This window comes from Paenibacillus sp. FSL H8-0537 (assembly GCF_038051995.1).
In the GTDB taxonomy this organism is placed as follows: Bacteria; Bacillota; Bacilli; order Paenibacillales; family Paenibacillaceae; genus Pristimantibacillus.
This window is the reverse complement of sequence record NZ_CP150290.1, coordinates 2,619,991-2,644,217: the sequence shown is the minus strand read 5'-3', so window position 1 is coordinate 2,644,217 and position 24,227 is coordinate 2,619,991. Positions and strand designations below refer to the sequence as shown.

Annotated in this window: 20 protein-coding genes; 2 read left to right on the top strand and 18 right to left on the bottom strand. The window is 51.1% G+C overall.

The features are described from left to right. From murB to MHB80_RS10980, 17 genes are all read right to left on the bottom strand, one after another. Window positions 1–906 carry a UDP-N-acetylmuramate dehydrogenase gene (murB, locus tag MHB80_RS11060; protein ID WP_341282187.1) on the bottom strand — a complete coding sequence of 302 codons (906 nt, stop codon included), beginning with the start codon at window positions 904–906 and terminating at the stop codon, window positions 1–3. 170 nt (window positions 907–1,076) lie between these two features. Then, window positions 1,077–2,174: a stage V sporulation protein E gene (gene spoVE / locus MHB80_RS11055; protein ID WP_341282186.1), complete on the bottom strand. Its 1,098-nt coding sequence runs from the start codon at window positions 2,172–2,174 to the stop codon at window positions 1,077–1,079. Between the two features lie 44 nt (window positions 2,175–2,218). After that, window positions 2,219–3,664: a UDP-N-acetylmuramoyl-L-alanine--D-glutamate ligase gene (gene murD, locus MHB80_RS11050; protein ID WP_341282185.1), complete on the bottom strand. Its 1,446-nt coding sequence runs from the start codon at window positions 3,662–3,664 to the stop codon at window positions 2,219–2,221. A gap of 323 nt (window positions 3,665–3,987) precedes the next feature. Then, window positions 3,988–4,950, bottom strand: a complete 963-nt coding sequence (gene mraY, locus MHB80_RS11045; protein ID WP_341282184.1) for a phospho-N-acetylmuramoyl-pentapeptide-transferase — start codon at window positions 4,948–4,950, stop codon at window positions 3,988–3,990. A gap of 4 nt (window positions 4,951–4,954) precedes the next feature. Then, window positions 4,955–6,421: a UDP-N-acetylmuramoyl-tripeptide--D-alanyl-D-alanine ligase gene (gene murF / locus MHB80_RS11040; RefSeq protein ID WP_341282183.1), complete on the bottom strand. Its 1,467-nt coding sequence runs from the start codon at window positions 6,419–6,421 to the stop codon at window positions 4,955–4,957. Then, entirely contained in the window at window positions 6,418–7,908 is a 1,491-nt protein-coding gene (locus MHB80_RS11035) for a UDP-N-acetylmuramoyl-L-alanyl-D-glutamate--2,6-diaminopimelate ligase (RefSeq protein WP_341282182.1), read from the bottom strand. Before MHB80_RS11035 ends, murF begins: the two co-directional genes overlap by 4 nt. Window positions 7,909–8,007: 99 nt before the next feature. Beyond that, a complete protein-coding gene (locus tag MHB80_RS11030; RefSeq protein WP_341282181.1) occupies window positions 8,008–9,951 on the bottom strand; it encodes a stage V sporulation protein D in 1,944 nt (647 codons plus the stop codon). Between the two features lie 148 nt (window positions 9,952–10,099). Further along, window positions 10,100–12,379, bottom strand: coding sequence for a penicillin-binding transpeptidase domain-containing protein (locus MHB80_RS11025; protein WP_341282180.1), 2,280 nt, complete (start codon window positions 12,377–12,379; stop codon window positions 10,100–10,102). A gap of 9 nt (window positions 12,380–12,388) precedes the next feature. Next, window positions 12,389–12,790 (bottom strand): cell division initiation protein, encoded by a 402-nt coding sequence (locus MHB80_RS11020; RefSeq protein ID WP_341282179.1) that lies wholly within the window; start codon window positions 12,788–12,790, stop codon window positions 12,389–12,391. A gap of 20 nt (window positions 12,791–12,810) precedes the next feature. After that, window positions 12,811–13,761, bottom strand: a complete 951-nt coding sequence (gene rsmH / locus MHB80_RS11015) for a 16S rRNA (cytosine(1402)-N(4))-methyltransferase RsmH (protein WP_341282178.1) — start codon at window positions 13,759–13,761, stop codon at window positions 12,811–12,813. Window positions 13,762–13,837: 76 nt separating this feature from the next. Next, on the bottom strand, window positions 13,838–14,275 hold the full coding sequence (mraZ, locus tag MHB80_RS11010) for a division/cell wall cluster transcriptional repressor MraZ (protein WP_046230405.1): 438 nt from the start codon (window positions 14,273–14,275) through the stop codon (window positions 13,838–13,840). A gap of 189 nt (window positions 14,276–14,464) precedes the next feature. Then, entirely contained in the window at window positions 14,465–15,508 is a 1,044-nt protein-coding gene (locus MHB80_RS11005) for a DUF4349 domain-containing protein (RefSeq protein ID WP_341282177.1), read from the bottom strand. Window positions 15,509–15,678: 170 nt separating this feature from the next. After that, window positions 15,679–16,938, bottom strand: coding sequence for an adenosylhomocysteinase (locus MHB80_RS11000; RefSeq protein WP_341282176.1), 1,260 nt, complete (start codon window positions 16,936–16,938; stop codon window positions 15,679–15,681). Window positions 16,939–16,964: 26 nt separating this feature from the next. Beyond that, window positions 16,965–18,605, bottom strand: a complete 1,641-nt coding sequence (gene bshC, locus MHB80_RS10995; protein WP_341282175.1) for a bacillithiol biosynthesis cysteine-adding enzyme BshC — start codon at window positions 18,603–18,605, stop codon at window positions 16,965–16,967. 175 nt (window positions 18,606–18,780) lie between these two features. Next, a complete protein-coding gene (locus MHB80_RS10990) occupies window positions 18,781–19,176 on the bottom strand; it encodes a DUF3397 domain-containing protein (protein WP_056041655.1) in 396 nt (131 codons plus the stop codon). 13 nt (window positions 19,177–19,189) lie between these two features. Further along, complete coding sequence (locus MHB80_RS10985) at window positions 19,190–20,203, bottom strand: 2-dehydropantoate 2-reductase (protein WP_341282174.1); 1,014 nt, start codon at window positions 20,201–20,203, stop codon at window positions 19,190–19,192. Between the two features lie 99 nt (window positions 20,204–20,302). Next, on the bottom strand, window positions 20,303–20,956 hold the full coding sequence (locus tag MHB80_RS10980) for an RsfA family transcriptional regulator (protein ID WP_341282173.1): 654 nt from the start codon (window positions 20,954–20,956) through the stop codon (window positions 20,303–20,305). Window positions 20,957–21,225: 269 nt separating this feature from the next. On the opposite strand from MHB80_RS10980, the gene MHB80_RS10975 reads away from it, so the two are divergent. Continuing rightward, a complete protein-coding gene (locus tag MHB80_RS10975) occupies window positions 21,226–21,462 on the top strand; it encodes a DUF2626 domain-containing protein (protein WP_046230399.1) in 237 nt (78 codons plus the stop codon). Window positions 21,463–21,784: 322 nt separating this feature from the next. Further along, window positions 21,785–22,882 carry a hypothetical protein gene (locus tag MHB80_RS10970; protein ID WP_341282172.1) on the top strand — a complete coding sequence of 366 codons (1,098 nt, stop codon included), beginning with the start codon at window positions 21,785–21,787 and terminating at the stop codon, window positions 22,880–22,882. Here the strand turns inward: MHB80_RS10970 and MHB80_RS10965 are convergent. After that, window positions 22,877–24,160: an extracellular solute-binding protein gene (locus MHB80_RS10965; RefSeq protein WP_341282171.1), complete on the bottom strand. Its 1,284-nt coding sequence runs from the start codon at window positions 24,158–24,160 to the stop codon at window positions 22,877–22,879. The genes MHB80_RS10970 and MHB80_RS10965 overlap by 6 nt on opposite strands. Window positions 24,161–24,227 lie beyond the last annotated feature (67 nt).

Here is a 24,227-nt window from a genome sequence, read left to right as displayed (position 1 = left end):
TTACCGCTCACCCACCACCAGCACTTCCGGCACCAAGCTGATCCCATATCGATCCATAATGACGCCTTGAATATGAGCCATGAGGGTAAGCACATCTTCAGCTGTCGCTTGCCCGGTGTTGACGATAAAATTGGCATGCAGCCCGGATACTTCGGCTGCACCTACACGGTGGCCTTTAAGCCCCGCCTCCTCGATCAATCTGGCGGCATAATCGCCTGGTGGGTTGCGGAAGACGCTGCCCGCACATGCCAACTGCAGCGGTTGGGTACGCAGCCGCCTTTCCTTGTATGAGGCCAGCGTTGCAGCAATTTCCTGACGGTCTCCAGGCGCAAGCTCGAATGTCGCAGAAAGCACAAGCCCTTTGCGATCATGCAGCACGGAATGTCGGTAAGAAAATTGCATATCCTCGGGTCCGTAGGTTACCAATTCACCATTTCCCAGTACAATCTCGGCTGACTTGAAAATACGCGACACATCCGATCCATGCGCTCCGGCATTCATATAGACGGCCCCGCCTACGGTTCCCGGAATGCCCCCGGCAAATTCCAAGCCTGTCAGTCCTTCCTTGCCGGACATCACTGACAGTTTAATGAAGGAATAAGCCGCTCCGGCATGAACAGTGTTCCCGTCGAAGCGAACATAATCCAGTCCGCCCCGCGGTTTAATAACAACGCCGCGAATGCCCTTGTCGCTCACCAGCATATTGGAGCCGCGTCCCAAATGGGTCCACGGTATGCCGTTTTCATGAAGCAGCCGGACAGCCGACATCATTTGCTGCTTTCCATCCGGTATAATAAGAATATCGGCAGGACCGCCTATTTTCCAAGTAGTATGATTTTCCAGCCGTTCATTAATGAGTACTTTTCCAATTTTTTCATTTTCAAACAGCTCAGCTACATGTTCCATGCTGTCTAACCTCCTTCTGCTTCAAGGTGAAGAACAGGCCCGCTCGGCGATGGTCACGATTTATAAGAGTATCCTATGCCCTGTGCCCGGGTAGTGTGACAAATGCCTATAGCGCCAGGCTGCAAGCCCGCTTATTGTATGGAGCAAGCGCCGCAAGCCTAGTTGTTCATTCACCTTGAATAACGTGAAATATTAAGTAAAATGCCCAGCGATGTGAGCAGAAGCGTAAGCGATGAACCGCCATAGCTGACAAGCGGCAGCGTAATGCCCGTTACAGGCATCATTCCGATAACGACACCAATATTGATAAGCACCTGAACGCCGATAATGCTCGTGATGCCGACTGCGAGCAAACTGCCGAACGTATCAGGCGCATAAATGGCCGTTCGAATGCCGCGCCATATCACGATCATAAACAGCACAATTAGAGCTGAACCACCGATAAACCCAAGCTCTTCTGCAACGATGGAGAAAATAAAATCCGTTTGCGGCTCCGGCAAATAGCTGAACTTCTGCCGGCTCATGCCGAGGCCAAGCCCGACAAGTCCTCCTGGGCCAATCGCATATAGCGATTGAATAATTTGATAGCCTGAGCCCAGCGGATCCGCCCATGGATCAAGGAAGCCCGAGATACGCTGCAGCCGGTAGGGAGCAGCCAAAATAAGGCCGACAAGCCCTGCGGCGCCTGCAAGCGCGAGCAGTCCTAAATGCTTGAGCTGTGCACCTGCCGTAAAGATCAAAAGCAGCGATGCCGCGACCATGACCGCGCCGGAACCAAGATCCGGCTGCAGCATAATAAGGCCGAAGGCGAGCAGCGCCATCCCAAGCGGAGGCAGCAGTCCCTTGACGAACAGCGTAATCGTCTGCTGCTTCTCAGAAAGCCATTTTGCCAAAAATAAAACCATCGCCAGCTTCATGAATTCGGAAGGCTGGATGCCGAACGAGCTGATGCCAAGCCAGCTTCGCGCTCCGCCGCGCACGACGCCCACACCAGGGATCAATACGATGACAAGCAGAACAAAGCAGATGATCAAGGCGATTTTTGCCCATTTGCGCCAAACGAGGTAATTCATATTCATGGTGAAGATGAGCGCACAGACGCCGAGACCGGCAAACAGCAGCTGGCGCTTGACGTAATAATAGCGGTCTCCGAATTCATGAAAAGCGAGCACTGCGCTCGCACTGTATACCATAATGATTCCGATAGCCAGAATGAGCGCAATGGAGACGATCATCCATACGTCCGGGGCAGACCTGGCTTTGGCCATAGCGTACACCTCTTTGCATGTAAAAGTAGGGACAAGCCCCCTACTTACAAGGTATGCGCCGAATCTTTAAAAATGCGCCCGCGCTGCTCATAGGATGTAAACATATCCCAGCTGGCACAGGCCGGCGACAGCAATACGATGTCGCCCGGCGCTGCTAGCGCGGCTGCTTGCCGCACCGCTTCGCGCAAGGTCGCTTCGGCGCTGTCTTCAGGTTCGACCAAACGAACGCCTGCTAAACCTGCCAGCTCCGCAACATGGCCCAGCTTGCCGCGCGTTTCGCCGAGCGCCACAAGTCCCTTGAGCCTGTCACGGAACAGCGGCAGCAGCTCCATGTAATCCGAGCCGCGATCAAGGCCCCCTGCAATCAGCACGATCGGCGCAGTCAATGAGTGGGCGGACATCATCGTCGCTGTCGGATTCGTAGCCTTGGAATCGTTGTAATATTTGACCCCTTTTACTTCGCCTGCATACTCCAGCCTGTGTTCTACACCTTTAAAGCTCCGCAGCGTCTCGGCAAGCTGCTCCGGCAATGCTCCGGTTGCTAGACATGCCGCAATGGCCGCAAGCGCATTTGCCGCATTGTGGCGCCCTGGGATGCCAAGCTCGCCCACTTCAAGCAGCTTCGTTTGCGTTCCATCCTGCTTATGCCATACGATATGGCGAACGTCAGCAGCTTCATTTTCACCCAGAGAAGCGTTCGCAGCTGTCTTCACGTATGGAGGCTCAATCGCCACCCCATAGCTTAGCTTTTCATAAAGCGAGAAAGGAAAAATAGTAGCATTCAGTCGATCAGCGAGCTGCCGGCAAACCGGATCATCCCAGTTCAGCACAGCCGTATCTTCTGCCGTCTGATTGGCAAACAGCTTTGCCTTCGAATGTATGTAATCTTCCATGCCGCCATGATAATCCAGATGCGTCTCTACTACATTGAGCAGCAGGGCGACGCGGGGACGGAAGCCCGATGTCCCTTTAAGCTGAAAGCTGCTCAGCTCGGCGACAAGCCAGTTGTCCTCTGTTGCCTCAACTGCTGCTTCGCATAATGGACGACCAATGTTTCCGGCCACGATGGGATTTTTGCCCGCCGCCTCCAGCAGCTCGCCGATCCAGGTTGTCGTTGTCGTTTTGCCATTCGAGCCTGTTATGCCAATAATCGGTGCCGGCGAAAGCCAATAGGCCACTTCCACCTCCGTCACAATTTCAACGCCTGTTGCTGCGGCTTGCCTGATGGGCGGAGTAGAATAAGGGATGCCCGGATTTTTCACAAGCAGTGCTGTATCAGCTGTAATGAGGTCGTCTGGATGAGAGCCGCAAAGCACAGAAATGCCCAAAGCGATTAGCTCCTCCGCTTCGGGACATTGGTCTTGCTCTTTCTTATCGTTTACTATTACCTCCGCCCCATAGGAATGAAACACCTTCGCGACGCTAACCCCGCTTCTCGCTAGGCCAAGCACCACAACACGGCGGCCCCGGTATGATGCCGGATGATCCATAAATGACAGCTCCTTGTAAAGGCCAGCAGCATGAGCCCCGCAACACCGCGATTCGCAAGTTAGAATCTCGGCGTTGCTTGAAGCGCCAGCTGCTATCCCTATTTTTTTGAAAGGTATTGTAGGAAAGGATATGATTTTCCTATCCTTTCTCTATATTTCTACGCGAAACAATTGCTTTGCCGCCAGAGGACAGCGAAAGCCGTTTCACCTTGAATTCTAAGCATTTATAAGTTTCATCCTTATATCCGCTTAGAATTCTAAGGCAAAGCTCTTCGCTCGTCCTAGAAGGACGACGAAGTCGTTTTTGCTTGTGTGAAGTGAATTTAAAATACGCGTATCAACAGCAGAGACAGCACCGCAAACACGAGGCCAACCGTCCAAAACGTCGATACAACGCGCCACTCGGACCAGCCGGACAGTTCAAAATGATGATGAATCGGGCTCATTTTGAAAATCCGCTTGCCGCGCAGCTTGAAGGAACCGACCTGCAAAATAACCGACAGCATTTCGAGTACGAAAATACCGCCGATCAAAATGAGCAGCAGCTCCATTTTCGTCAAAATCGCTACCGCCGCAATGCCGCCGCCGATGCCCAGCGAGCCGGTATCCCCCATAAACACTTTGGCAGGATAGGCGTTGTAGATCAGGAAGCCGAGTACGGCTCCAATCATCGCGGCCGAGAAAATGGCAGAGCCATAAGCCGACACCTGCAGCGCCACAATTGTAAATGCGCCAAAGGCAATCGCGCTTGTACCAGCGAGCAGTCCGTCCAGCCCATCGGTGAAATTAACCGAATTGCTGGCCGCGAACAAAATAATGACGACAAACGGATAATAAAACCATCCCATATCGAAGCTCCATGACGTGCCGGGAACGATGATTTCCGTGCTATGGTGCATCTGGTACAGCAGCGCGCAGACGATAACCGAGAACAACAGCTGCCCGAACAGCTTCTGGCGCGCGGTCAAGCCGAGCGAGCGCTTGAAGACGATTTTGATGTAATCGTCGAGAAAGCCAACGAGGCCAAAGCCTAGCGAGGCGGTAAGCAGCACCCAGAAATCCGCCGTTTTATCGGCAAAATTCAAAAAGGCTATGAGCAGCGCCAGCATAATAATGATGCCGCCCATCGTTGGTGTGCCGCTTTTTTTCAAATGGCTTTGCGGTCCGTCTGTACGAATTTGCTGGCCAAACTTCATTCGTTTCAGCAAGGGAATACAAATCGGCCCAAGCAGAGCCGCGAGCAAAAATGAAAGGCCTAGTGTGAATAAAATAATCATCATGTCCATGCTCTCACCCCACCTCTAAAGCTTGGACAATCTGTTCCATACGCATACCGCGCGAGCCTTTAACCAGCACAATATCCGCAGGCTGCAGCTGCTGTTTGAGCCACTCCGCCAGCTTTTCCTTCTCTTCAAAATGAATAATGTCCGCTGCATCAGCCGCAGCGCCAAAGCTGCTCTTCACGCCGCGCGACGTGTGACGCGACAGCTGCCCGCAAGTAAGCACGGCATCCGCTTTCGCTGGCGTAATGAAAGCGCCCGTCTCATAGTGAAGCTGCTCCTCATCCGGTCCTAGCTCAAGCATGTCGCCAAGCACGATCCATTTTTTGCGGAAGCCGCTTACGCTCTCCAGCAAATCAATAGCCGCCCTTACCGCAGTCGGATTCGCGTTATACGCATCATTCAAAATCATGGCGCCATTAAAAGCTTTTACCGGCTGAATCCGCATGCCTGTCAGCTGCAGGCTGGACAATCCCTGGCGAATCCGCTCCCCAGAGATGCCAAAATGATGGCCAATGGCTATAGCTGCCAGCGCGTTGCTGACATTATGCTTGCCCGGCACAGGAATGGCATAGCTTTCCCCTTCAGCTGTTTCGGCTGTTACAGCCGATTCCGGCACCCCTGCATGGGCTTGCGCGCTGGCGCTTCCGTCTTTCAGCTCGAAGGCTGCCGATACCGCGTCTATATTCATATTCGCAGCTGTCCACTGGTTTCCGTCCAGCAGGCCAAAAGCTTCCAATCTCGCGCCAGCTGGAAGCGCCGCAGCGCCAAGACCGGAGGCGAGCAGCGGCTCATCACCGTTATACAGCAGCAGGCCACCGGGCTGCAAGCCGGAAACAATTTCCAGCTTCGCTTTCGCGATGCCTTCGCGCGAGCCCAATTGAAGCATATGCGCATCGCCAATATTCGTAATGATGGCAGCATCTGGCCTCGCAATTTGCGTCAGCAGCTCAATTTCGCCAAAGCCGCTCATACCCATCTCCAGCACGGCTACCTCCGTCTGCTCATCCAGCTCCAGCACCATCAGCGGCAGCCCGATATGATTGTTCAGGTTGCCTGCCGTTTTGTGCACGCGAAGCGAGGTGCCGAGAACTGCGGCAACCATATCCTTCGTTGTCGTTTTTCCGTTGCTGCCTGTAATACCCACAACGCGCAGTCCTGCAAGCTCGGTGCGATAGGCACTCGCAAGCGCTTGAAGCGCTGCAAGCGTATCATCGACCAGAAGCAGAGGGGCGTCTGCGAGCTCCTGCGGAATAGCCTGGCCGCGCTGCCACAGCGCAGCAGCAGCCCCATCCTTAAGCGCCTGGCTTACGTAGTCATGCCCATTGAATTTATCTCCCACCAGCGGCACGAACAGCTGCCCCGCTGTAATTTTACGAGAATCGGTTCCTGCGCCAGTGATGGCAACGGCGGAATCAGCCGGGTTCCACTCCGCCTTGCACATGCCGCCTATTTGTTCCAGCGTACGTCTAATCAATGTAATAATCCCCTTATCGCTTCTTTCGCAACTAGTCGGTCATCAAACGGATGCGTAACGCCTCCGATAATTTGATAGGTTTCATGACCTTTCCCCGCAATCAATACTACATCGCCAGGGCTTGCCATTTCAACCGCTTTTTCAATAGCGGCATGTCGATCAACGAGCAGCTCATAGCGGCTCTTGTCCACACCACCGCGCAAAAGCCCGGCTTCCACGTCCCGCAAAATGAGCTCTGGGTCTTCCGTACGCGGATTATCCGAGGTAATAATCGCATAATCGCTGTATTTGGCAGCAATGGCGCCCATAATCGGGCGCTTCGTCCGGTCGCGGTCGCCGCCGCAGCCGAATACGCAAATGATGCGTGGCGGCGCTAGCTCCTTCACCGCGCGCAGCACATTGTCGAGCCCATCCGGCGTATGGGCGTAGTCCACAATAACGGCAAAGTTCTGGCCAGCGCTTACCGATTCCACGCGCCCCGGCACACCGGCCATTTTTTCCAGGCTGGCCTTGATCTGCTCAATCGCTATGCCTTCAATCAATGCCGCACTAATGGCTGCAAGCGCATTATACACATTAAACTTGCCGACCATCTTGAGCGTAATATCCGCGCTGCCCGCGAAGGTGTCGACATGGAAGGACGTGCCTTGCGCCGTAATTTGAATACGCGAGGCACGGACATCCGCCTCATGATCAATGCCATAAAAAATGGTATCCGCAGCTGTCCCTTTTGCAAAAGCCTCCGAGGCTGGGTCATCCGCATTGAGCACCGCATAGGAGCGCTCCGCCTCATCACTAGCATACACATTGCCAAGCCGCGAGAAGAAAAGCCCCTTCGCTTCAGCATAACGCTCCATCGTGCCGTGATAATCCAGATGATCCTGCGTCAGGTTCGTGAAAATTGCCGTGCGGAAGCGGCAGCCCTTCACCCGGCCCTGCTCCAGCGCATGGGAGGACACTTCCAGTGCGCAATATTGCGTGCCGACGTCACGCATCTCCGCCAAATAACGCTGAAGCTGGAGCGCTTCCGGCGTCGTGCCGGACATCGGCTCGGTTATCCCTGCATAACGCCGCTCCACTGTACCGATAACACCTGCCGGTTTTTGCTGATCATTCAAAATTTGCTCAATTAAATACGTTGTCGTCGTCTTCCCATTCGTGCCGGTAACCCCGATCAAATGCAAGGAGCTGCTTGGCTGCTTGTAAAAATAGTCCGCAAGTACCGCCATCGCATGGCGACTGCTCCCTACAATGAGCTGCGGAGCCGCAATATGCGGCAGCTCGCGCTCGACTACAAAGGCAGACGCCCCGCGCTCCGCCGCTTGCGGAGCAAAGTCATGCCCATCCACCGTATGGCCTGGCAAACAAATAAACAAGCTGCCCGCCTGTGCCGCACGTGAATCCGTATCAATGGCTGTAATCTCTATATCACCGCTGCCAATTAGCTTGGAAGTGATTAATCTGCTTGCCAATTCGCTTAATTTCATATGCCTATCTTCTCCTCCCATCACTCGGTAAACCTGAAGCCTTGCTGCCTGACCGAGCATGATGTCCTTCATTATTATTTATTATGTCTACCCGTATAGTCAATGCGTATGTGATATATCTTCCTCGTCGCCCAAATAGATGCGAATCGTAGAACCGCGATCTACCCGCGTGCCGGCAGCAGGCGCCTGACGAATAACCGTCTGCCCCGTTCCCGCCGAGCTTAAGTTGAAGTTCATATTCAAATCCTCATAAATATCGGACACCGTCTTGCCGATCAGATTAGGTACAGTCACAATCGGCGTCTCTCCGTATTTGTATACTTTTCCAATCTGCTTTTCCCTTTGCGGCACCTGCAATACCGTCAACGCATCCTCCATCATATTGCGGACGATCGGCGCCGCAACGAGGCCCCCGAATTGGATTCCTTGCGGATTATCGACCGCTACATAGATGACGATTTCCGGATCATCCGCTGGGGCAAAGCCGATAAAGGAAACGATATGCTCGTTTGGCGAATATTTGCCGTTCACGACCTTTTGCGCCGTACCGGTCTTGCCGCCAACGCGGTAGCCATCAATAAACGCATTTCGTCCGGTTCCTTTCGCTACGACACTTTCCAGCGCTTCCCGAACCGCCTTTGACGTTTCCTCAGAAATGACCGTTCGCACCGCCTCCCGCTCTACGGTTTCCACCGTCTCCCCGGTATCTGGATTAATCCAGCCCTTCACCACATGCGGCTTGTACAGCGTACCGCCATTAATAGCAGCCGAGACAGCGGTAATTTGTTGAATGGGCGTAACCGACACCCCTTGACCGAAAGCGGTCGTCGCCAGCTCCACTGGCCCAACCCTGCTCAGCTTAAACATAATGCCGTTTTCCTCGCCGCCAATATCAATGCCCGTTTTTGTGCCAAAGCCAAAATTTTTAATATATTCGAACAGCTTATCTTTGCCCAGCCGCTGCCCAAGCGTCACAAAGCCCGGGTTGCAGGAGTTCTCGACAACTTCCAAAAAAGTCTGGCTGCCATGGCCGCCCTTCTTCCAGCAGCGAAGCCTTGCGCCTCCAACTTCAATTGCACCCGGATCATAGAAACGCTCATTGTTCAGGTTGACCTTCTTTTCTTCAATAGCTGCCGCGAGCGTAATAATTTTAAACGTAGAACCCGGCTCATAGGTCATCCAAATCGGCAAATTCCGATTGTACACTTCGGACGCAACTTTCTTGTACTTATCCGGCTCATAGGTTGGACGGCTTGCCATCCCCAATATTTCGCCGTTTTTCGGATTCATCGCAATTGCCATAATCTGGTCGGGCTGGTGCTGCGCCATCGCTTGGTCCAGCTCTCGCTCCATAATCGCTTGGATTTGCTTGTCGATCGTCAGCTGCATCGTCAGCCCTTCCTTCGGTTCCACATACGTATCCGAGGAATTCGGCATCTGCCTGCCGCGCGCATCCGACAGAAAAGAGACATTCCCTTGAATGCCGCTAAGCTCGTCATTATACTTCGATTCCACACCCGTCAGTCCTTGGTTGTCTATGCCTGTAAAGCCTAGCACATGTGCCGCCAAACTGCCAAAGGGATAGAAACGCTTATTGTCCTCGGCGGCCACAATGCCAGGAAGCGCAAGCTCCCGCACCTGCTGCGCCTTCTCCAGCGTCATTTTGCGGCCGCCGGGACGAAGCTGGACGAGCATTGATTTTTTCGTATTAATTTTGCCATACAGCTCATCTGCCGTCATATCCAGCAGCGGTGCGAGCGCATCAGCCGTCGCCCGCTTGTCTTTAATTTGCGCAGGAATCGCCCAAATGGTAGGCGAGGTTACATTGTAAGTCAGCTTGACGCCATTTCGATCCCAAATTTCTCCACGCTTCGCCATATAGGGAATGTCCCTGCGCCATGAGTTTTCCGCCTTGGCCGCCAGCTCGCTGCCTTGCCAAAGCTGGACATACCCTAGCCGCGCACCTAAAGCGGCAAATGCAATGACTCCAAAAATCAGCACCATAAACAATCGACGGCGCACCGTCACATTTGATACTTTCATCGCTTGCTCCTCCTCCGCCCTTTGCTTAAGGCAGAGCGTACACTGACGCTCATTCCCAGCCTATTCATTCGGCGGAGGAGATAGAACAAGCCTCTGACATGTCCATTATACTACCCGTACTAGCCCATGCCAGTCGTTGCTGGATATTCTATTGTTCCTGAATTTCTCCTGTATCCTCTACATCTTCCTGCATGGAGCTGCCTGAGGGAGCCTCTTCTTCCGTATCAGCCTCATTCTGTTCATTTGCATTTTCCAATGCTTCCTCTGCAGTGATAGCACCTTCGGCCCCAGTTGGCGGCGAAAGCTGTACACGCAAAATCCGCTTATCTCCCTGCTTGTCTTCCTTCTGGGAAATAATGAAGCCTTCACCTTCTGCCAGCAGCTGCACATTCATCAGTGAAGCAACCTCCAGAGCATCACGGAGTGACAGCCCCGTCATATCGGGAATCGTTAGCTTGTCCTGCTGCTCGGTAACGAGATAAACGCGCTGGGTGGGAGCGATGTTTTCCCCTGCTGCCGGAACCTGTTTGACTACCGTGGTCCCGGTGCCAACGACCTCAAACATTACATTGCGCGCTTTAAGCTCAGTCTGCGCCTGCGACAAATTCATTTCCGTGACATCCGGCAGTTGAATGGTTGGCGTCTTTTTATCAGTCGTCGCTTCCTCCGACGCGTTATCCGGCATAATGCCCATATGGCGCAAAGTTTTATAGACGATCTCCTTAAAGGCTGGAGCGGCAACTGTACCCCCGCCCGCAAGCGGATCATTCGGCTCATCGACGACGATATAGACGACGACCTTCGGATTTTCAACCGGTGCGTAGCCAATAAACGAAACAACATATTTATTTTTGGAATATTTCCCATTAATAATTTTTTGTGCCGTACCGGTTTTACCTGCTACACGGTAACCCTCAATGTAGGCATTGCGGCCGGTTCCGTTTACTTGGTCGGATACGACCTGCTCCAAATATTCGCCTACCTTCTTAGACGTATCCTCGGAAATTACCCTGCGTACAACCTTCGGCTCAAACTTCTGGGTTGTATTCGTATTCGGATTGTAAATTTGCTTAATAATTTGCGGCTGCATTAAATTACCGCCGTTTGCTACCGCAGCAACTGCGGCAATTTGTTGAATTGGCGTCACGGATACGGGGCCTTGTCCGAACGAAACCCGTGCAATATCACTGGGAATGCTCAAATTGATATTGAGGACACCCTTGGATTCATTGCCCAGCTGAATGCCTGTCGGCTGACCGAAGCCAAAGCGATTAATATAATCAACCAGCTTCTCTCCGCCGAGCATTTGCCAGCCCAGCTTAACGAAAGCGACGTTACTGGAATGCTTCAAGCCTTCCAAATAAGAGATTTTCCCCCAGCCTACTCGGTTGGAATCACGGACGGGACTACCTGGCACATTAATGCTACCGGATTGAAAGGTCGCATTCGGTTCGAACAGCCCTTCTTCAACGGCAGCGGCTAGCGTTACAATTTTGAACGTTGAACCAGGCTCGTACAAGGACTTGATCGCGTGGTTGTACGCATTTTCAAAGTTCGTATCCCAATACGTATTCGGATTAAAGGTCGGATAATTCGCCATGGCGAGAATTTCCATCGTATTAGGGTCAGCAGCTATAGCCGTGATGCTTTTAGGCTGATATTTATCCGCTACTTGCTTGATCGCGTCCTCTACATAATGCTGAATTTCATTATCCAGCGTCAGCGTAATATCCTGCCCGTCTACGACGGGCTCATAAACGACGTCGCCTTCTGCTAGCTGAACACGCTTGCCATCCTTCTCATACTTGATTTCGCCATTCTTGCCCTGCAGCTTGTCATTGAAAAAGGACTCGATGCCCGCGAGCGCTTTGCCATCCTTATCTACGTAGCCTAGCAGCTGGGAGGCCATTGTGTTGCGAGGATAATAGCGTTTTTGATCATCATATAAATAAATGCCAACGTCATTTACTTTGGTTTCTTTCTTTAGCTCATCCCGCAGCTCCTTGATTTTATCGGCCACCGATTTATCGATATTCCAGCCGCCGTCGCGAATTTCGCGCTGCGCGTAATATTCGCCTTTATCGTTTTGCGCGGTTACGATTTTGCGCAGCTCATCCTGCGGCTTGTTCAAAATCGCATTCAGCCCTTCTACTACCTCATCGGCAATACCCAAACTATCAATCTGCTTCGGACTGACTGCCACATTATACGCAAGTGCATCCATTGCCAGCACATTGTCATTGCGATCCGTAATGGTCCCCCTATTCGCTACTAAAGTCTCTGAATCAGCCCAGCGTTCTTTTGCCATCGTATACCAAGTGTCTCTATCAACTACCTGAACATAAAAAATTCTACCAATTAGAATAAGAAAAAGGAGGGTAATTACCCCTCCAAAAAACAGCGTGCGCATTCTGATTCGTTTTACCATACGTCCTCCTTACTCACCCATTGCAGTAGCCGATTCCTCTTTGCCTGTATTAACGGTTATGCCTGGTTGATAATTGTTGACCATCCCCTGGCTTTCTGCCATTTTCCGAATAAACTCCGGATCGCTCAGCATTTCAACCTGCTTCTTCAGCTCTTTCAGTTCGACGTTCACCGCTTCATATTCACTGGTCACATGTTTAATTTCCACACTCATTTTATAAATTTCGGCATACCTGAAAATAATAACGCCTGCAACAAGCACGCATGCAATTACGGTAAACAGGTACAGCAGCTTTTCCTGCATCGTTAACGTTTTTCTTTTGACGACCACCCGTTTGTTTTGCTTAATTGCTGGCTTCTGCTCAGGCTTTCTCTTAGGCTGCAGAGCCAAATTTCCATTCGTATAGGCCACTCCAGAACCTCCTCAAGGTCTCACAATTTTTCTGCGATTCGCAGCTTGGCCGAACGAGCACGTGGATTGGACTCCAGCTCCTGCTCACTCGGAACGATCGGCTTGCGGTCTACTAACCGAAGCTTTCCTGTGCCGCCGCATACACATTTCGGAAAATCCGGCGGACAAGTGCATTTTTCTAAAAGGCTCGCAAATAGTTGTTTGCAGATTCGATCCTCAAGGGAATGAAACGTAATAACAGCCGCCCGGCCCCCTGGATTCAGACAGCGAATCGCCTGTGCCAAAGCTTCTTCCTCTGCCCGAAGTTCATCATTCACCGCAATGCGCAACGCCTGAAACGTACGTTTCGCAGGATGCCCGCCTGTGCGTCTAGCAGCAGCAGGGATGGACAGCTTGATGAGTTCCACTAGCTCTCCTGTTGTCTCAATCGGCTTGCTGTCCCTCGTCTTGATAATCGTCCTGGCGATGGATCTGGCAAACTTCTCCTCGCCATAATGGGAAAGAATCCGCGATATTTCACGTTCATCCCAGGTGTTGACAATTTCATGAGCGGTCATGGCACCACCTTGATCCATCCGCATATCGAGCGGCGCGTCATGATTATAGCTAAAGCCGCGCTCTGCCTCATCAAGCTGAGGGCTCGATACACCAAGGTCAAACAGGATGCCATCGACTTGAGGTACGCCGTCCACAACTGGCACGTCGCAGGTGAGCAGCATTTGTTCCAAATACCGGAAATTACTTTTCACAAGTGTTACTTTATCCAAATACGGTGCAAGCCTGATCTTTGCGTGGTTCAGCGCAATATCATCCTGATCAAAAGCGATTAACCGTCCTCCCTCGCCCAAACTCGACGCAATGCGTTCACTGTGTCCCGCCCCGCCGAGCGTGCAATCGACGTAAATGCCGTCCGGCTTAATGGCCAGGCCGTCAACCGCTTCCTCCATAAGTACTGTTACATGCTGAAACACGCAATTGCCCTCCCGTTCTTGTTGTCTAGTCGTGGTCGCCCGGTTCCATCATTAGCAAGTTTTCGAAATCACCCGTTTAAAAGTTGAAGTCAAAATCGACCAGCTTCTCGGCAATTTCATTAAAGGTTTGCTCGGACTCTGCATAGTAGCCGTCCCAGACCGCCTTGCTCCATATTTCTACCCTGCTTGAAACCCCCAGAACCATACAATCCTTATCAATTTTCGCATATTCTCTAAGATGTCCCGGCAAGTTTACCCTTCCCTGTTTATCCAGCTCGCATTCGGTTGCCCCGGAGAAAAAGAACCGGGTGAATGCCCTTGCATCCGCCTTCATGAGCGGAAGCGATTTGAGCTTCTGCTCAAGTACGGTCCATTCGCTCATTGGATAAACAAACAAGCAGTTGTCGAGACCGCGGGTGGCAATAAAGGAAGCGCCTAGTGAATCACGGAATTTGGCTGGTACGATAAGCCGACCTTTGTCATCAACGCTGTGCTGATATTCGCCCATGAACATAAGATCGCCTCCACCCTCTCTCCCTTATTCCCCACTTTGCTCCACTTTCCCCCACATAACATAGTGTAATTCGCCATACAACAATAAAATCCTGCTCATAGGAGCAGGATTTTGTTAAAATGTTTGACCTTATTAATAAATTTTCATCTTACCCTTCATATCCAGCAAGGAAAGCAAGCTTGATGCGCTTTATTGCTGCTCCGGCTCCGGCTTTGCAGGCGGAGTTTTGGCGCGGGAACGACGTACAAACCACCAAATAACAAGTCCAATTATGACTGGAATAACGAGTGCAGGAAGCGCTCCTGCGAGGAAGACGAGCAGCCCTTGAATGACGTTCCATGTTCCTTCATAGCTTGTTTTAAAGGACGCCAGCATCTTCCCGCTAAGCGATTTCTCTTCCGTGTCCATCTTAATCGTACTATCGATAGGCTGATACAGCCTTAGCTCAATCGTGGAGAAAGCTACATTTTTGTCCAAATAGCGCGTACGCCCTTTAATTTGTTCAATTTCCTCCTGAACCTTTGCAAGCTGCTGTGAAAACTTGACCAGGTCATCCGCCTTTTGCGCTTTATCCATGAAGGAAAGCAGCCTTTGCTCCACCACCTGCTTTGCCTTCAGCCTCGCTTCCAGATCGACGTATTCCTCCGTCACATCGGTTCCTTTCAGCTCGCGCTCCAGATGCTTGTTCTCGATTCCCTCCAGCCGCTCCACAAATGGCATAAACCCTTGAGCCGGCACCTTAATCGTATAGTTCGCCCCCTGCTCATTGCCATACTGCCCATCCTGAAAAGCAAGAATGTACCCGCCAGCCTGATGGATGGCATTACGCAGCTGCTGGGCCGCCGCCTCATAGTCGGCAACCTCCATCGTCATTGCCGCCGTATAGATCAGCTTTTGGTTAAACGCTTCTCCGCCTATGGCCATGCTGTCAATCGAACTGTCTGCTGACGCATCTGTCAATGCTTTATTGTCGGCAGCGGAGCCCGCTTCAGTAGAAGCAGCCGCGCCATCACTTGCAGCTGAGCTGCTGCTCTGATTTTGAAGCTGCTCGCTAGAAGTCTCGGCTCTGCTCATTTCCCCTTCAGATGCATAATCGCTGTTTGCAGATGAACAGCCCGACAGCAGCATTATAGCTAACATAAACGATGCCAACAGCAAAACGAATGTTTTAGTTAAGCTTCTTTGTTTTGCTCTCTCTTTTGCTCTTTCTTTTGTTTTCTCTATTTTATTCATGAAAATGGCCCCCTTTGCTCTATTTACCGTCCTAGACGTAAATTTTGACAAAAGGTTGCTCATTGGGAAACAACAACAGCCGCTGCTACCGCGTTTAAGCGGCAATAGCGGCTGTTCCTCTAGATCTCTAGATCTCTATTTCTCTGTTGCTATACAACAAGGGGCCGGGATTAAACGTTCCAGCTATCCTGATAAGCAATTTGCTCTGCTGTAAGCGTATCGATGCTGATACCCAGCGATTCCAGCTTGATGCGTGCTACGCTTTCGTCCAGCTCATACGGCAAATTAACTACTTTTTTGCCTAGTGCTTTATATTGCTCATTCACATAACGGAGCGACAGTGCTTGAAGCGCAAACGTCGTATCCATAATTTCTGCCGGGTGGCCATCGCCGGCTGCCAAGTTGACAAGGCGTCCTTTGGCAATGACATAAATGCTTCTGCCATCCTCCAGTTGATACTCCTCAATGTTGTTGCGAACTGTACGCACATTAGTAGAAAGCGCCTTAAGCTCCGGAATATTGAACTCCACATCAAAATGTCCGGCGTTCGCCAAAATTGCGCCGCCCTTCATCACCTTGTAGTGCTCGCCGCGAATGTTGTCGCGGTTGCCTGTTACCGTAATAAACACATCGCCAAGCTTGACCGCTTCCATCATCGGCAGCACAGTGAAGCCGTCCATATGCGCTTCAACCGCACGAATCGCGTCCACTTCCGTTACGACAACTTTGGCGCCAAGTCCTTTGGCGCGCATAGCTACGCCTTTGCCGCACCAGCCGTAGCCTACAACTACGACGGTTTTGCCTGCAATAACGAGGTTCGTCGTTTTGTTCAGCGAGTCAAATACCGATTGGCCAGTGCCATAACGGTTGTCGAACAAGTATTTGCAGTAGGCATCATTAACCGCAACCATTGGAAGCTGCAGCGTGCCATCCTTCTCCATCGCTTTCAGACGAATGATGCCCGTCGTCGTTTCTTCCGCGCCGCCACGAAGATTTTCACGCAGATCCGGACGATCTTTGTGCAGCAGCGTAATCAGCTCTCCGCCATCGTCAATAATAAGATCCGGCTTCGATTCGATCGCTTTAATAATCAGCTCATTATACTCTTCCGGGCTAGGATTATGCTTTGCAAAAACAGTAATGCCGTCTTCTACGAGCGCCGCACAAATGTCATCCTGAGTGGACAGCGGGTTGCTGCCCGCAATTGTAACTTCCGCTCCGCCAGCCTTTACGACTTTAGCCAAATATGCCGTTTTCGCTTCCAAATGCAGCGCAATCGATACTTTCAAGCCTTTGAATGGCTGTTCCTTCTCAAATTGCTCGCGAATGCTCGAAAGCACCGGCATATGGGCGCTAACCCAGTCAATTTTCAAATGCCCTTCCGGGGCAAGCTTAATATCGCGAATAATGCTTTTATCCATTGTGCTCATGGTATATTCATCCTCCAAATTTAAGTTTATAAATAAATGATTTGATGACCGCCTAGCGGGGAAAAAGGAGCTTCCAGCAGCTTGTCGAGCCACGAGGTTCCGTAACGGTTCCAATAAGCGGCCATATTCAGCACCCGCTCCTGCGGTTTTCCGCTTGGCCACAAGGAAAGCGCAATGCGGTCCAGCTGGCGAATAGCCGCTTCGTACTGCTTCTCATGGGCATCCTTCGTGCGCGTCTCAAGAAACGTGATCTGCTCAATGATTTTCTGACGGTTCGTATCGCCAAGCTTGGCAAGGCCCGGCTGTACCGAAGCAGCAAGGTCAAGCAGCGGCGCATACAAATCCTCAAACGCCTGCTTCGCTGTGGCAAACTTCTCGTCAAGGGACAGCTGATCCTGCTCAGCCAGCCACTGCTGCTTGCGCTCCTCGAAGCGCAATGCCACATCCTCGAGCGTCAGCTCATACTTGCCCATATGCTTGGCTACTGTACCTTCTACAAGCGTAAAGGATATGCGCGGCAATACAATCGGCATTTCCATATCCAGCTTGCGGAAAGCTTCTCCAGTAATCGCCCAATAAGCAATTTCCGCAGCGCCCAGCACCGTCCCAAGCACCGGAAACAAATAATCCTGCATCAGCGGGCGCGTCAGCACATTGTTGCTGAGCTGCTCCGGCTGCTGCCGCGCCATGTCCAGCAATTGCTCCTTCGTTAGCGAATATTCGCCCTTGCGGCTCTGGAAGCTTCCTTCCTGCTTATAAAGCAGGGTCCGCTCCTGGCCTTTCTCTGTCTGGAAAACAAACAGATTAGAGCTTCCAGGCGTTACATCAACCTGCAGCGGATAGCCAAGCTCCTTCACTTGATTGGCTGCAGCTGTATACGCCTGCTCCAGCTCATCGTTGTAAGTAATTAGCTTCTCGAACATAGGAGCCTCAAGCTGGCGCAGCTGCGGATCATCAGCATCCATAATAACGAGGCCTTGCTTGCTCAGCAAACAGCTGATTACACCAGCAAACATTTCCGATAACGATTGCGCTTGCTCCGTAATTTGTCCCAGCTGCTGTAGAATTTCCGGCTTAAAATCGGAATTTGGCAGCGCCTGCTCCAGCTCGGTTAGCAGCTCAGCCCACGTACCTGAATCAATAGCCGTCCGGCTAACCGATGTTCTTGCCCCTTCCGGACGCGCAGCCGCCAGCTTGCGCAGCCCTTGGTCAGCAGTAAGCACATAGGCATGATTCGCTTCGTCCCAGTCATGATCCTCTCCAGCAATCCAAAATACGGCAGCGACCTTTCTTCCCAGCAACTGCTCGGCATGGCGGGCTGCGCCGATAATCGATACGGCTTTATGTATAACGAGAAGAGGTCCAGACCATAGTCCGGCCTGCTGGCCGCCAACGATAACTGGCGCGCCTTCCGCAATCGCATCAATGGCAGCAAGCGCCTCGGGCGCAGCCTTCCATTTGCTATTGTAATCACGCAGCACAGCTGCGACTGACGCAGCACCCGCCCTTGTACCCGCTGATTCAGCAAGCCGCTTGGCACGCAGCTCCCAATCGCCCTTGCGACCCGGATGATAGCCAAACAAGGACTCAAGCCTTGAGTCCGTTAGGTTAACATAGGCGTCCGTGAGCGGCTGAGTGCTTGGTAATGAATAATTTTCGGTAGACATAAGCCACCCCTGCCTCCTAATTGAAACCATATATTTAAGCGTAAATGCTTATGATTTTGCCTGTATCAGACAAATTGATTGTACACAAGATATAGGGCGCGCGTCAAAAAGAAAAACAGGCCCTTTGCAAAAAGACCCGTCTTGAAGCAGTTTGCAGTCTGATCACAGTCCACAATTATATCGAAAATATAGATTGCCCGATGGCAATGAACATTAGCAGCAGATAAAGCATGCTCATCGTGAAAAACCCAAGCCGCCATACGGCGCGAAATATTCTTTTCACATTGACGCTGCCGCGTTTGCGGAACTGGGCATTGCCCAGCAAGCCTCCGCCAATCAGCATAAACAATAAAATGCCATACAAGCCGAAAGAATTGTTGAACAAGGAATCAAGCAATACCGCCACACAGCCGATCAGCAATGCGGTCGTCACATCCATCGCCAGACGAAAGGCTTTTTTGCGGTCCTGTATAATAGCTCCGTAGCCAAGATAAATCAAGAGAAAAGGTATTACTGGAATAACCGCCATATAAGCATAAAAATGCTTGATGCTCTCCCATATTATCCCCATCCGTATCGCCTCCCTATAGCCGATCATCCTGCAAATGCCGTACCATTTCGCTCATGGCATCGTTCAGCGGCGATTCCATGCCACCACGTCTAGCGAGGCTGGAAACGCCCCCATTAATCCACTGTACTTCAGTAGGACGGCCTGCCCGTACATCGCTAAGCATCGATGACACGTTGGCGGAAGTAGCTTCGCAAACAGCAAGCACTCTCTCCCAAGCGCCCTCGCCAAGCTCTGCCCCGCCTGCCACGCGTAAAATCTCATTTGTTTCCTCATATAAAGCGCGCATAAGCCGCAGCCTTGCCGAATGCTGTGGCAGCTCGCCGTTCGTCACATCAAATATAGCTGTAAGCGGATTAATGATTGCGTTAATGAGGAGCTTCTCATAAACTCGATTGTTCATTGTCTTCGACAGCAACACCGTAAATCCTGCCAATTGCAAGGCATTTTGCAACATAATTTGTTGATTTTCATCCTTTTTGCCCGCTGCTTGTCTATTTAAAGACGCTAGGCCGAGTGCTAGCTGCCCTCTGCCGGTATGTCGGACCGTTCTTTCATCTTGGCGCAGCGCCCCTTCGGTCGTAACTCCAATAAATAAAGGAAGCGCCGGAAGCTCCTGCGCCGCCAGCTCCAGATGTCCGATGCCATTTTGCAAAAAAAGAATAGCCGCAGCAGGCGCTGCGAGCTTCCCTATGGCGCGAAGCAGCTCCCTCGTCAAGTCCGCCTGCTTGACGGTGACGATTATCCAATCTGGCGCCTGCTGCTGCCCTACGCAGCCAGCCTCTGCCTCTGCTTCAGCTGCTGCCGCACTTAAACTTCTGCTATGTACCTTTGCTATCTTTGCAGGCTGCGGCGACGCTTCCCTGGCTCCGCCCGCTTCGTCAAGCTCCAGCAAGCGAATGCCTTCATCCGCCAGTAGAGCGGACTGATGCTCCGTTCGCGTCCATACCGTAACCTCGGCTTCCGTAGAGGCCAGCTTCGCTGCATGAAGCAGTCCCAGCGCTCCTCCGCCTACTATGGCGATATGCATACCCTCTACCCCCTGCTTCCTTACGCTTTATTCCATTATACGCATATCCTTTAAAGACGCCAACAGCCCGCCGAATCATCCGGCGGGCTGTTATCGATTCTATTCAATTCTCTCCAGGTTGCCATTGGCATCCATCTTGAAGCGCGGCTTCGCTTCCTCATCATTCGTCAGCACGGCAAGCCGTCTGGCACGGTCCATAATTTGAATCAACGTTTTGTAATCATCATTAACGGTGTGGTAATCACTCTGAGCATTGTTCACCTCACGAGACAATCTTTCATTTTCGCCCCGCAAACGGCCAAGCTCCTCTTCCTTATCTCTCAGCTCTTTCTCGAACGACTTTAGCTGACGTCCTACATCGTGATATGTTGTCTTGATTTGACGCAGGAAACGGATAACCGAATCAATGGAAAGCAATTCTTCCGTTGCTTGCGTTTCCGCTTTGAAACCTCTCTCATCTGTCGCCTCATAAGCAGACAGCGAAGATACTTGCGGAGTTGCCGCTATCGCTTGTTTTTTCAAATAATTGCGTTTCTGCCGCTGTTGCTTGGCTATCTGTATGGCTTCTTCATAACGCTTGCGGACACAGCTGTTCCAGCGGAATCCACATGCTGCGGATGTACGGCCAATCCGCTCCCCTACCTCTTCGAAAGCTCCAAGCTGGGTACTGCCTTCTCTAATATGGCGCAGGGTCACTTCGGCGAGAATTAAATCATCGTCTGGACTCCACGCATCTTGTCTGACTGCTGTCATGCAACCAAAACCTCCTAACGTAAAGACGCTTACCTTATATCTATGCCCTTGGTAGAGTTCATAGAATCTATTGGATACTAAATTGTATAACCATTTTTTCAAGCCCTCATACATATTCAGACTGTTTCTGGTGCAAACTTAGGCAGAAAGCAGACTTTCTTCGCAAAAAATGTTGTCCGCAGTTAAAATAGCAGGTTTACACCTATTTGTACAAACGTTATAATAATCTGTAGAAAATCGTGTCTAAAGCGAAAGGGGGATATACAGATATGGCACGTATGTATCGGGTTTTGGGTTTCTGGACCCTTGTCATTGGCCTTATGGCGTTTGCTGGACATATGACAGAATTTGCATTATTGTTTTTCGCCCAAGCAGTAGCTTTCGTATTTTTAGGCTATTTGAACTTTACAGAAAAAACGTACATCGTTATGTTCTGGGGCTACATGATTATCGCATTTGGAGGCTTTACATATTGGACCGTGTTCAAAATGGGCAATCCTTTTTAAAAATATAAGCATGATAAGTTTCATACTTATTATTACGCTTATATTTCTCGGAATGAAACGCGCCGCGCTGTCAAAGGACAGCTTTCGGCCGTTTCACCTTGTGTCCGCTTGAATATTGGGAAAAGACGGCGTGATCCTCATGGGTCCGCCGTTTTTTTGATGTGCTAAACGGGCTGTATACGCTGAAATGCCGCGATTATTGCCCTATAGTCCTGTTCATGCTTTTCCAAATGTAAGATATAATAGAATAATTCGCCGCATATAATGATGGCTGTAGGATATCGACATCCCTTTATGTCGCCAAGAAGAGAGGAGGCCGAGAGTGGCATTTCAAAGCTTTCCTACACGGTTCGCGCTGATTACGCTGATGGCCGGCATGCTGTCCCTCTGGTGCGTGATGCCTGCATTCGCCGAGCCCGAGCCCTCTAATAGCGAGGAAACCCGGCTGCTGCTGGAAAAAAGCCTGTCAGTCGTTGAAATCGATAATGAAATCAAGCGCGTCCAGGCACAGCAGGCCGACTTGACCAAAGAAACAGCAAGCGCCAAGCAAGCGCTGGAAGAACAGGAGCAGCAAATCGCTCACAAACGCGAGCAAGCCGGTAAAGTACTGCGTGCTTATTATATGGGGGATCGGGATATTTGGCTGACCGCGTTGCTGTCATCACGATCATTATCGGATTTTTTGATGGTCATGGAATATGCGGATTTGATTTTCGCGCATGACCGCGATGTGATGAAGCTGTACAAGGAGGAATATGCCCAGCTCGCGCAAGGAATCGAGCAACTGGGCAAGAAGCAGCAAGAACTCGCCTCAATCGAGCAGCGGCTCACAGAGCAGCGTGCCAGAGTGCTTACGCTGCAGGAGCAAATAGAAGGTGGACTTGCCGGACGTTCGGACGCCGACAAGCTGCGGCTTATGATGGAGGAATTGACCAACTACTGGGAGTCAATTGGCCTTTATGAAGTCAAACAGCATTTCAGCGCCTTATCCAAAGCGATGCAGAAGCTGCCTGATTGGCTGCAAAATAATAAGCAGTATTTGGAAACTAGTGGCCTAACTTACACGATTCGTATTCCCGAAGATGCCTTAAATACGTTTTTGCGGGAACAAGATGACCGCTTTGAGCAATTTTCCTTCTCCTTTGAAGATGGCTCCTTAACCGCATACGGCAAGCGGGATGCGCTGGAATTAAGCGTGACCGGTCATTATACGGTTGAGCAAGAGCCCCGCAATGGCATTATTTTTCATGTAGACGAGCTTCTATTCAACGGTCTATCGTTGCCTGACACAACGAAGCAGGAGCTGGAGAAGCAGTTTGACCTTGGCTTCTACCCCTCCTTCATTATTTCCTTCCTGCAAGCAACGGATGTGGAAATTAAAGACGGCGAGCTTATCGTCACCTTGCAAGTCAAGCTATAGGGATTTCCCTATAGCTTGTACAGCTTGGACGAATGCTTTCATCGTGATTTCGCCTTCTGCATATTGCTGCCAAAGCAGCTGCGTATGCATCCAGCGCTCATGCCAGTCAGGATCGGGCGGCTGAGCGGAAGGCTCGCCATTCAGCACCTTAAGCCACCATTGTGGCGGACCTCCGGCCCCCGCTGTACCGTTTTCCTGACTATTATCGGCCCCTGTGTACAAGGAGTTTTTGGCGGGCAGCTTCCCTGTTACAGCATAGCTTTGCTGCTGCCCGCCAATTTCCACCATTTCTTTAATCCACGTAAACGCTTCCTCTTTCATTTTACTCGTTCCCGCGACGACATAACTCCTGCTTCCAAGCCACACATCATGCATCGCACCTTTATCAAGCAGCAGCTTATTTTGCTCCTTCACGGAAAGCTTGCTGTATATGGACCAAGGAATACTCGCAGCGGCGATATGCTGCTCCTCCATTTGCGTGCCAGTAGGCAAGCTATAATCTGCCAGAGCTGAAGACGTAATTCGTCCGGAAATCGAGTCCAGACGTTTTAGCTGTTCCTGCACAGCCTTGCTGTCAAAATGCAAATAGGCCGCTCCAGCTTCTTCTCCGTCTGCTGCCCACTCATCGAGCCAGACAAGCAAGGAGGCGACATTATGAGGCTCTACATATAGTGCCTGCCAATCTTTGGCGCCACTTTCCAGCTTATGAAGCAAAATGCTAAAAGCATCCCAATCCGCTGGCGGCTTCGATAAGCCTGCATCAGTGAGCAAAGCCTTGTTCCACACCGTCACATATGGGTTGGCATCAACAGGGATGCCCCACAAATAGCTGTTCCACCTCAGCGGATCAAGCAGCCTCGCAGGCCGCTCTGCCATCGTGTCAGAGGTGCTGGGCACATCGACGGGATTCAGCAAGCCGCGTACCGCAAACTCGCGTACCCATTCGCTATCCATGAGCATAATATCGGGCGCTGCTCCAAGCTCCAGTGCTTTTTTCCACTGGGCATAGCCATCGCCTTCATCCGCAATATTTGTCAGCTTGACCGTTGTATTGGCATGCTTCATTTGATAGCTATTCGTCGCTTCCTTAAGCTTAGAAAACTCATTTTCATCCATGGAAACGGTTACATTTAGTATTTGCGATTGATCTGCCTGCTCTTCTCCGCCCGCCGGCTCGGCATTCGTATCTCTATTTAAATTTTCAGCCCGATTAAGGGTCCTATCGCTAAAGTTTAATAGAAGAAAAATAATAATGAATAAAGCCAATACCGCTGTCATTGTAGCGTATTTCCTAATCGACACAGCAACCCTTCCCCTCTGCCTTCATCTGGGCACATTTTATATC

Excerpts from the sequence above, each read along its gene's own strand:
- murB (WP_341282187.1), bottom strand. The coding sequence starts at position 906 with ATGGAACATGTAGCTGAGCTGTTTGAAAATGAAAAAATTGGAAAAGTA.
- spoVE (WP_341282186.1), bottom strand. The coding sequence starts at position 2,174 with ATGGCCAAAGCCAGGTCTGCCCCGGACGTATGGATGATCGTCTCCATT.
- murD (WP_341282185.1), bottom strand. The coding sequence starts at position 3,664 with ATGGATCATCCGGCATCATACCGGGGCCGCCGTGTTGTGGTGCTTGGC.
- mraY (WP_341282184.1), bottom strand. The coding sequence starts at position 4,950 with ATGGACATGATGATTATTTTATTCACACTAGGCCTTTCATTTTTGCTC.
- MHB80_RS11035 (WP_341282182.1), bottom strand. The coding sequence starts at position 7,908 with ATGAAATTAAGCGAATTGGCAAGCAGATTAATCACTTCCAAGCTAATT.
- MHB80_RS11030 (WP_341282181.1), bottom strand. The coding sequence starts at position 9,951 with ATGAAAGTATCAAATGTGACGGTGCGCCGTCGATTGTTTATGGTGCTG.
- MHB80_RS11025 (WP_341282180.1), bottom strand. The coding sequence starts at position 12,379 with ATGGTAAAACGAATCAGAATGCGCACGCTGTTTTTTGGAGGGGTAATT.
- mraZ (WP_046230405.1), bottom strand. The coding sequence starts at position 14,275 with ATGTTCATGGGCGAATATCAGCACAGCGTTGATGACAAAGGTCGGCTT.
- MHB80_RS11005 (WP_341282177.1), bottom strand. The coding sequence starts at position 15,508 with ATGAATAAAATAGAGAAAACAAAAGAAAGAGCAAAAGAGAGAGCAAAA.
- MHB80_RS11000 (WP_341282176.1), bottom strand. The coding sequence starts at position 16,938 with ATGAGCACAATGGATAAAAGCATTATTCGCGATATTAAGCTTGCCCCG.
- bshC (WP_341282175.1), bottom strand. The coding sequence starts at position 18,605 with ATGTCTACCGAAAATTATTCATTACCAAGCACTCAGCCGCTCACGGAC.
- MHB80_RS10990 (WP_056041655.1), bottom strand. The coding sequence starts at position 19,176 with ATGGGGATAATATGGGAGAGCATCAAGCATTTTTATGCTTATATGGCG.
- MHB80_RS10985 (WP_341282174.1), bottom strand. The coding sequence starts at position 20,203 with ATGCATATCGCCATAGTAGGCGGAGGAGCGCTGGGACTGCTTCATGCA.
- MHB80_RS10980 (WP_341282173.1), bottom strand. The coding sequence starts at position 20,956 with ATGACAGCAGTCAGACAAGATGCGTGGAGTCCAGACGATGATTTAATT.
- MHB80_RS10975 (WP_046230399.1), top strand. The coding sequence starts at position 21,226 with ATGGCACGTATGTATCGGGTTTTGGGTTTCTGGACCCTTGTCATTGGC.
- MHB80_RS10965 (WP_341282171.1), bottom strand. The coding sequence starts at position 24,160 with ATGACAGCGGTATTGGCTTTATTCATTATTATTTTTCTTCTATTAAAC.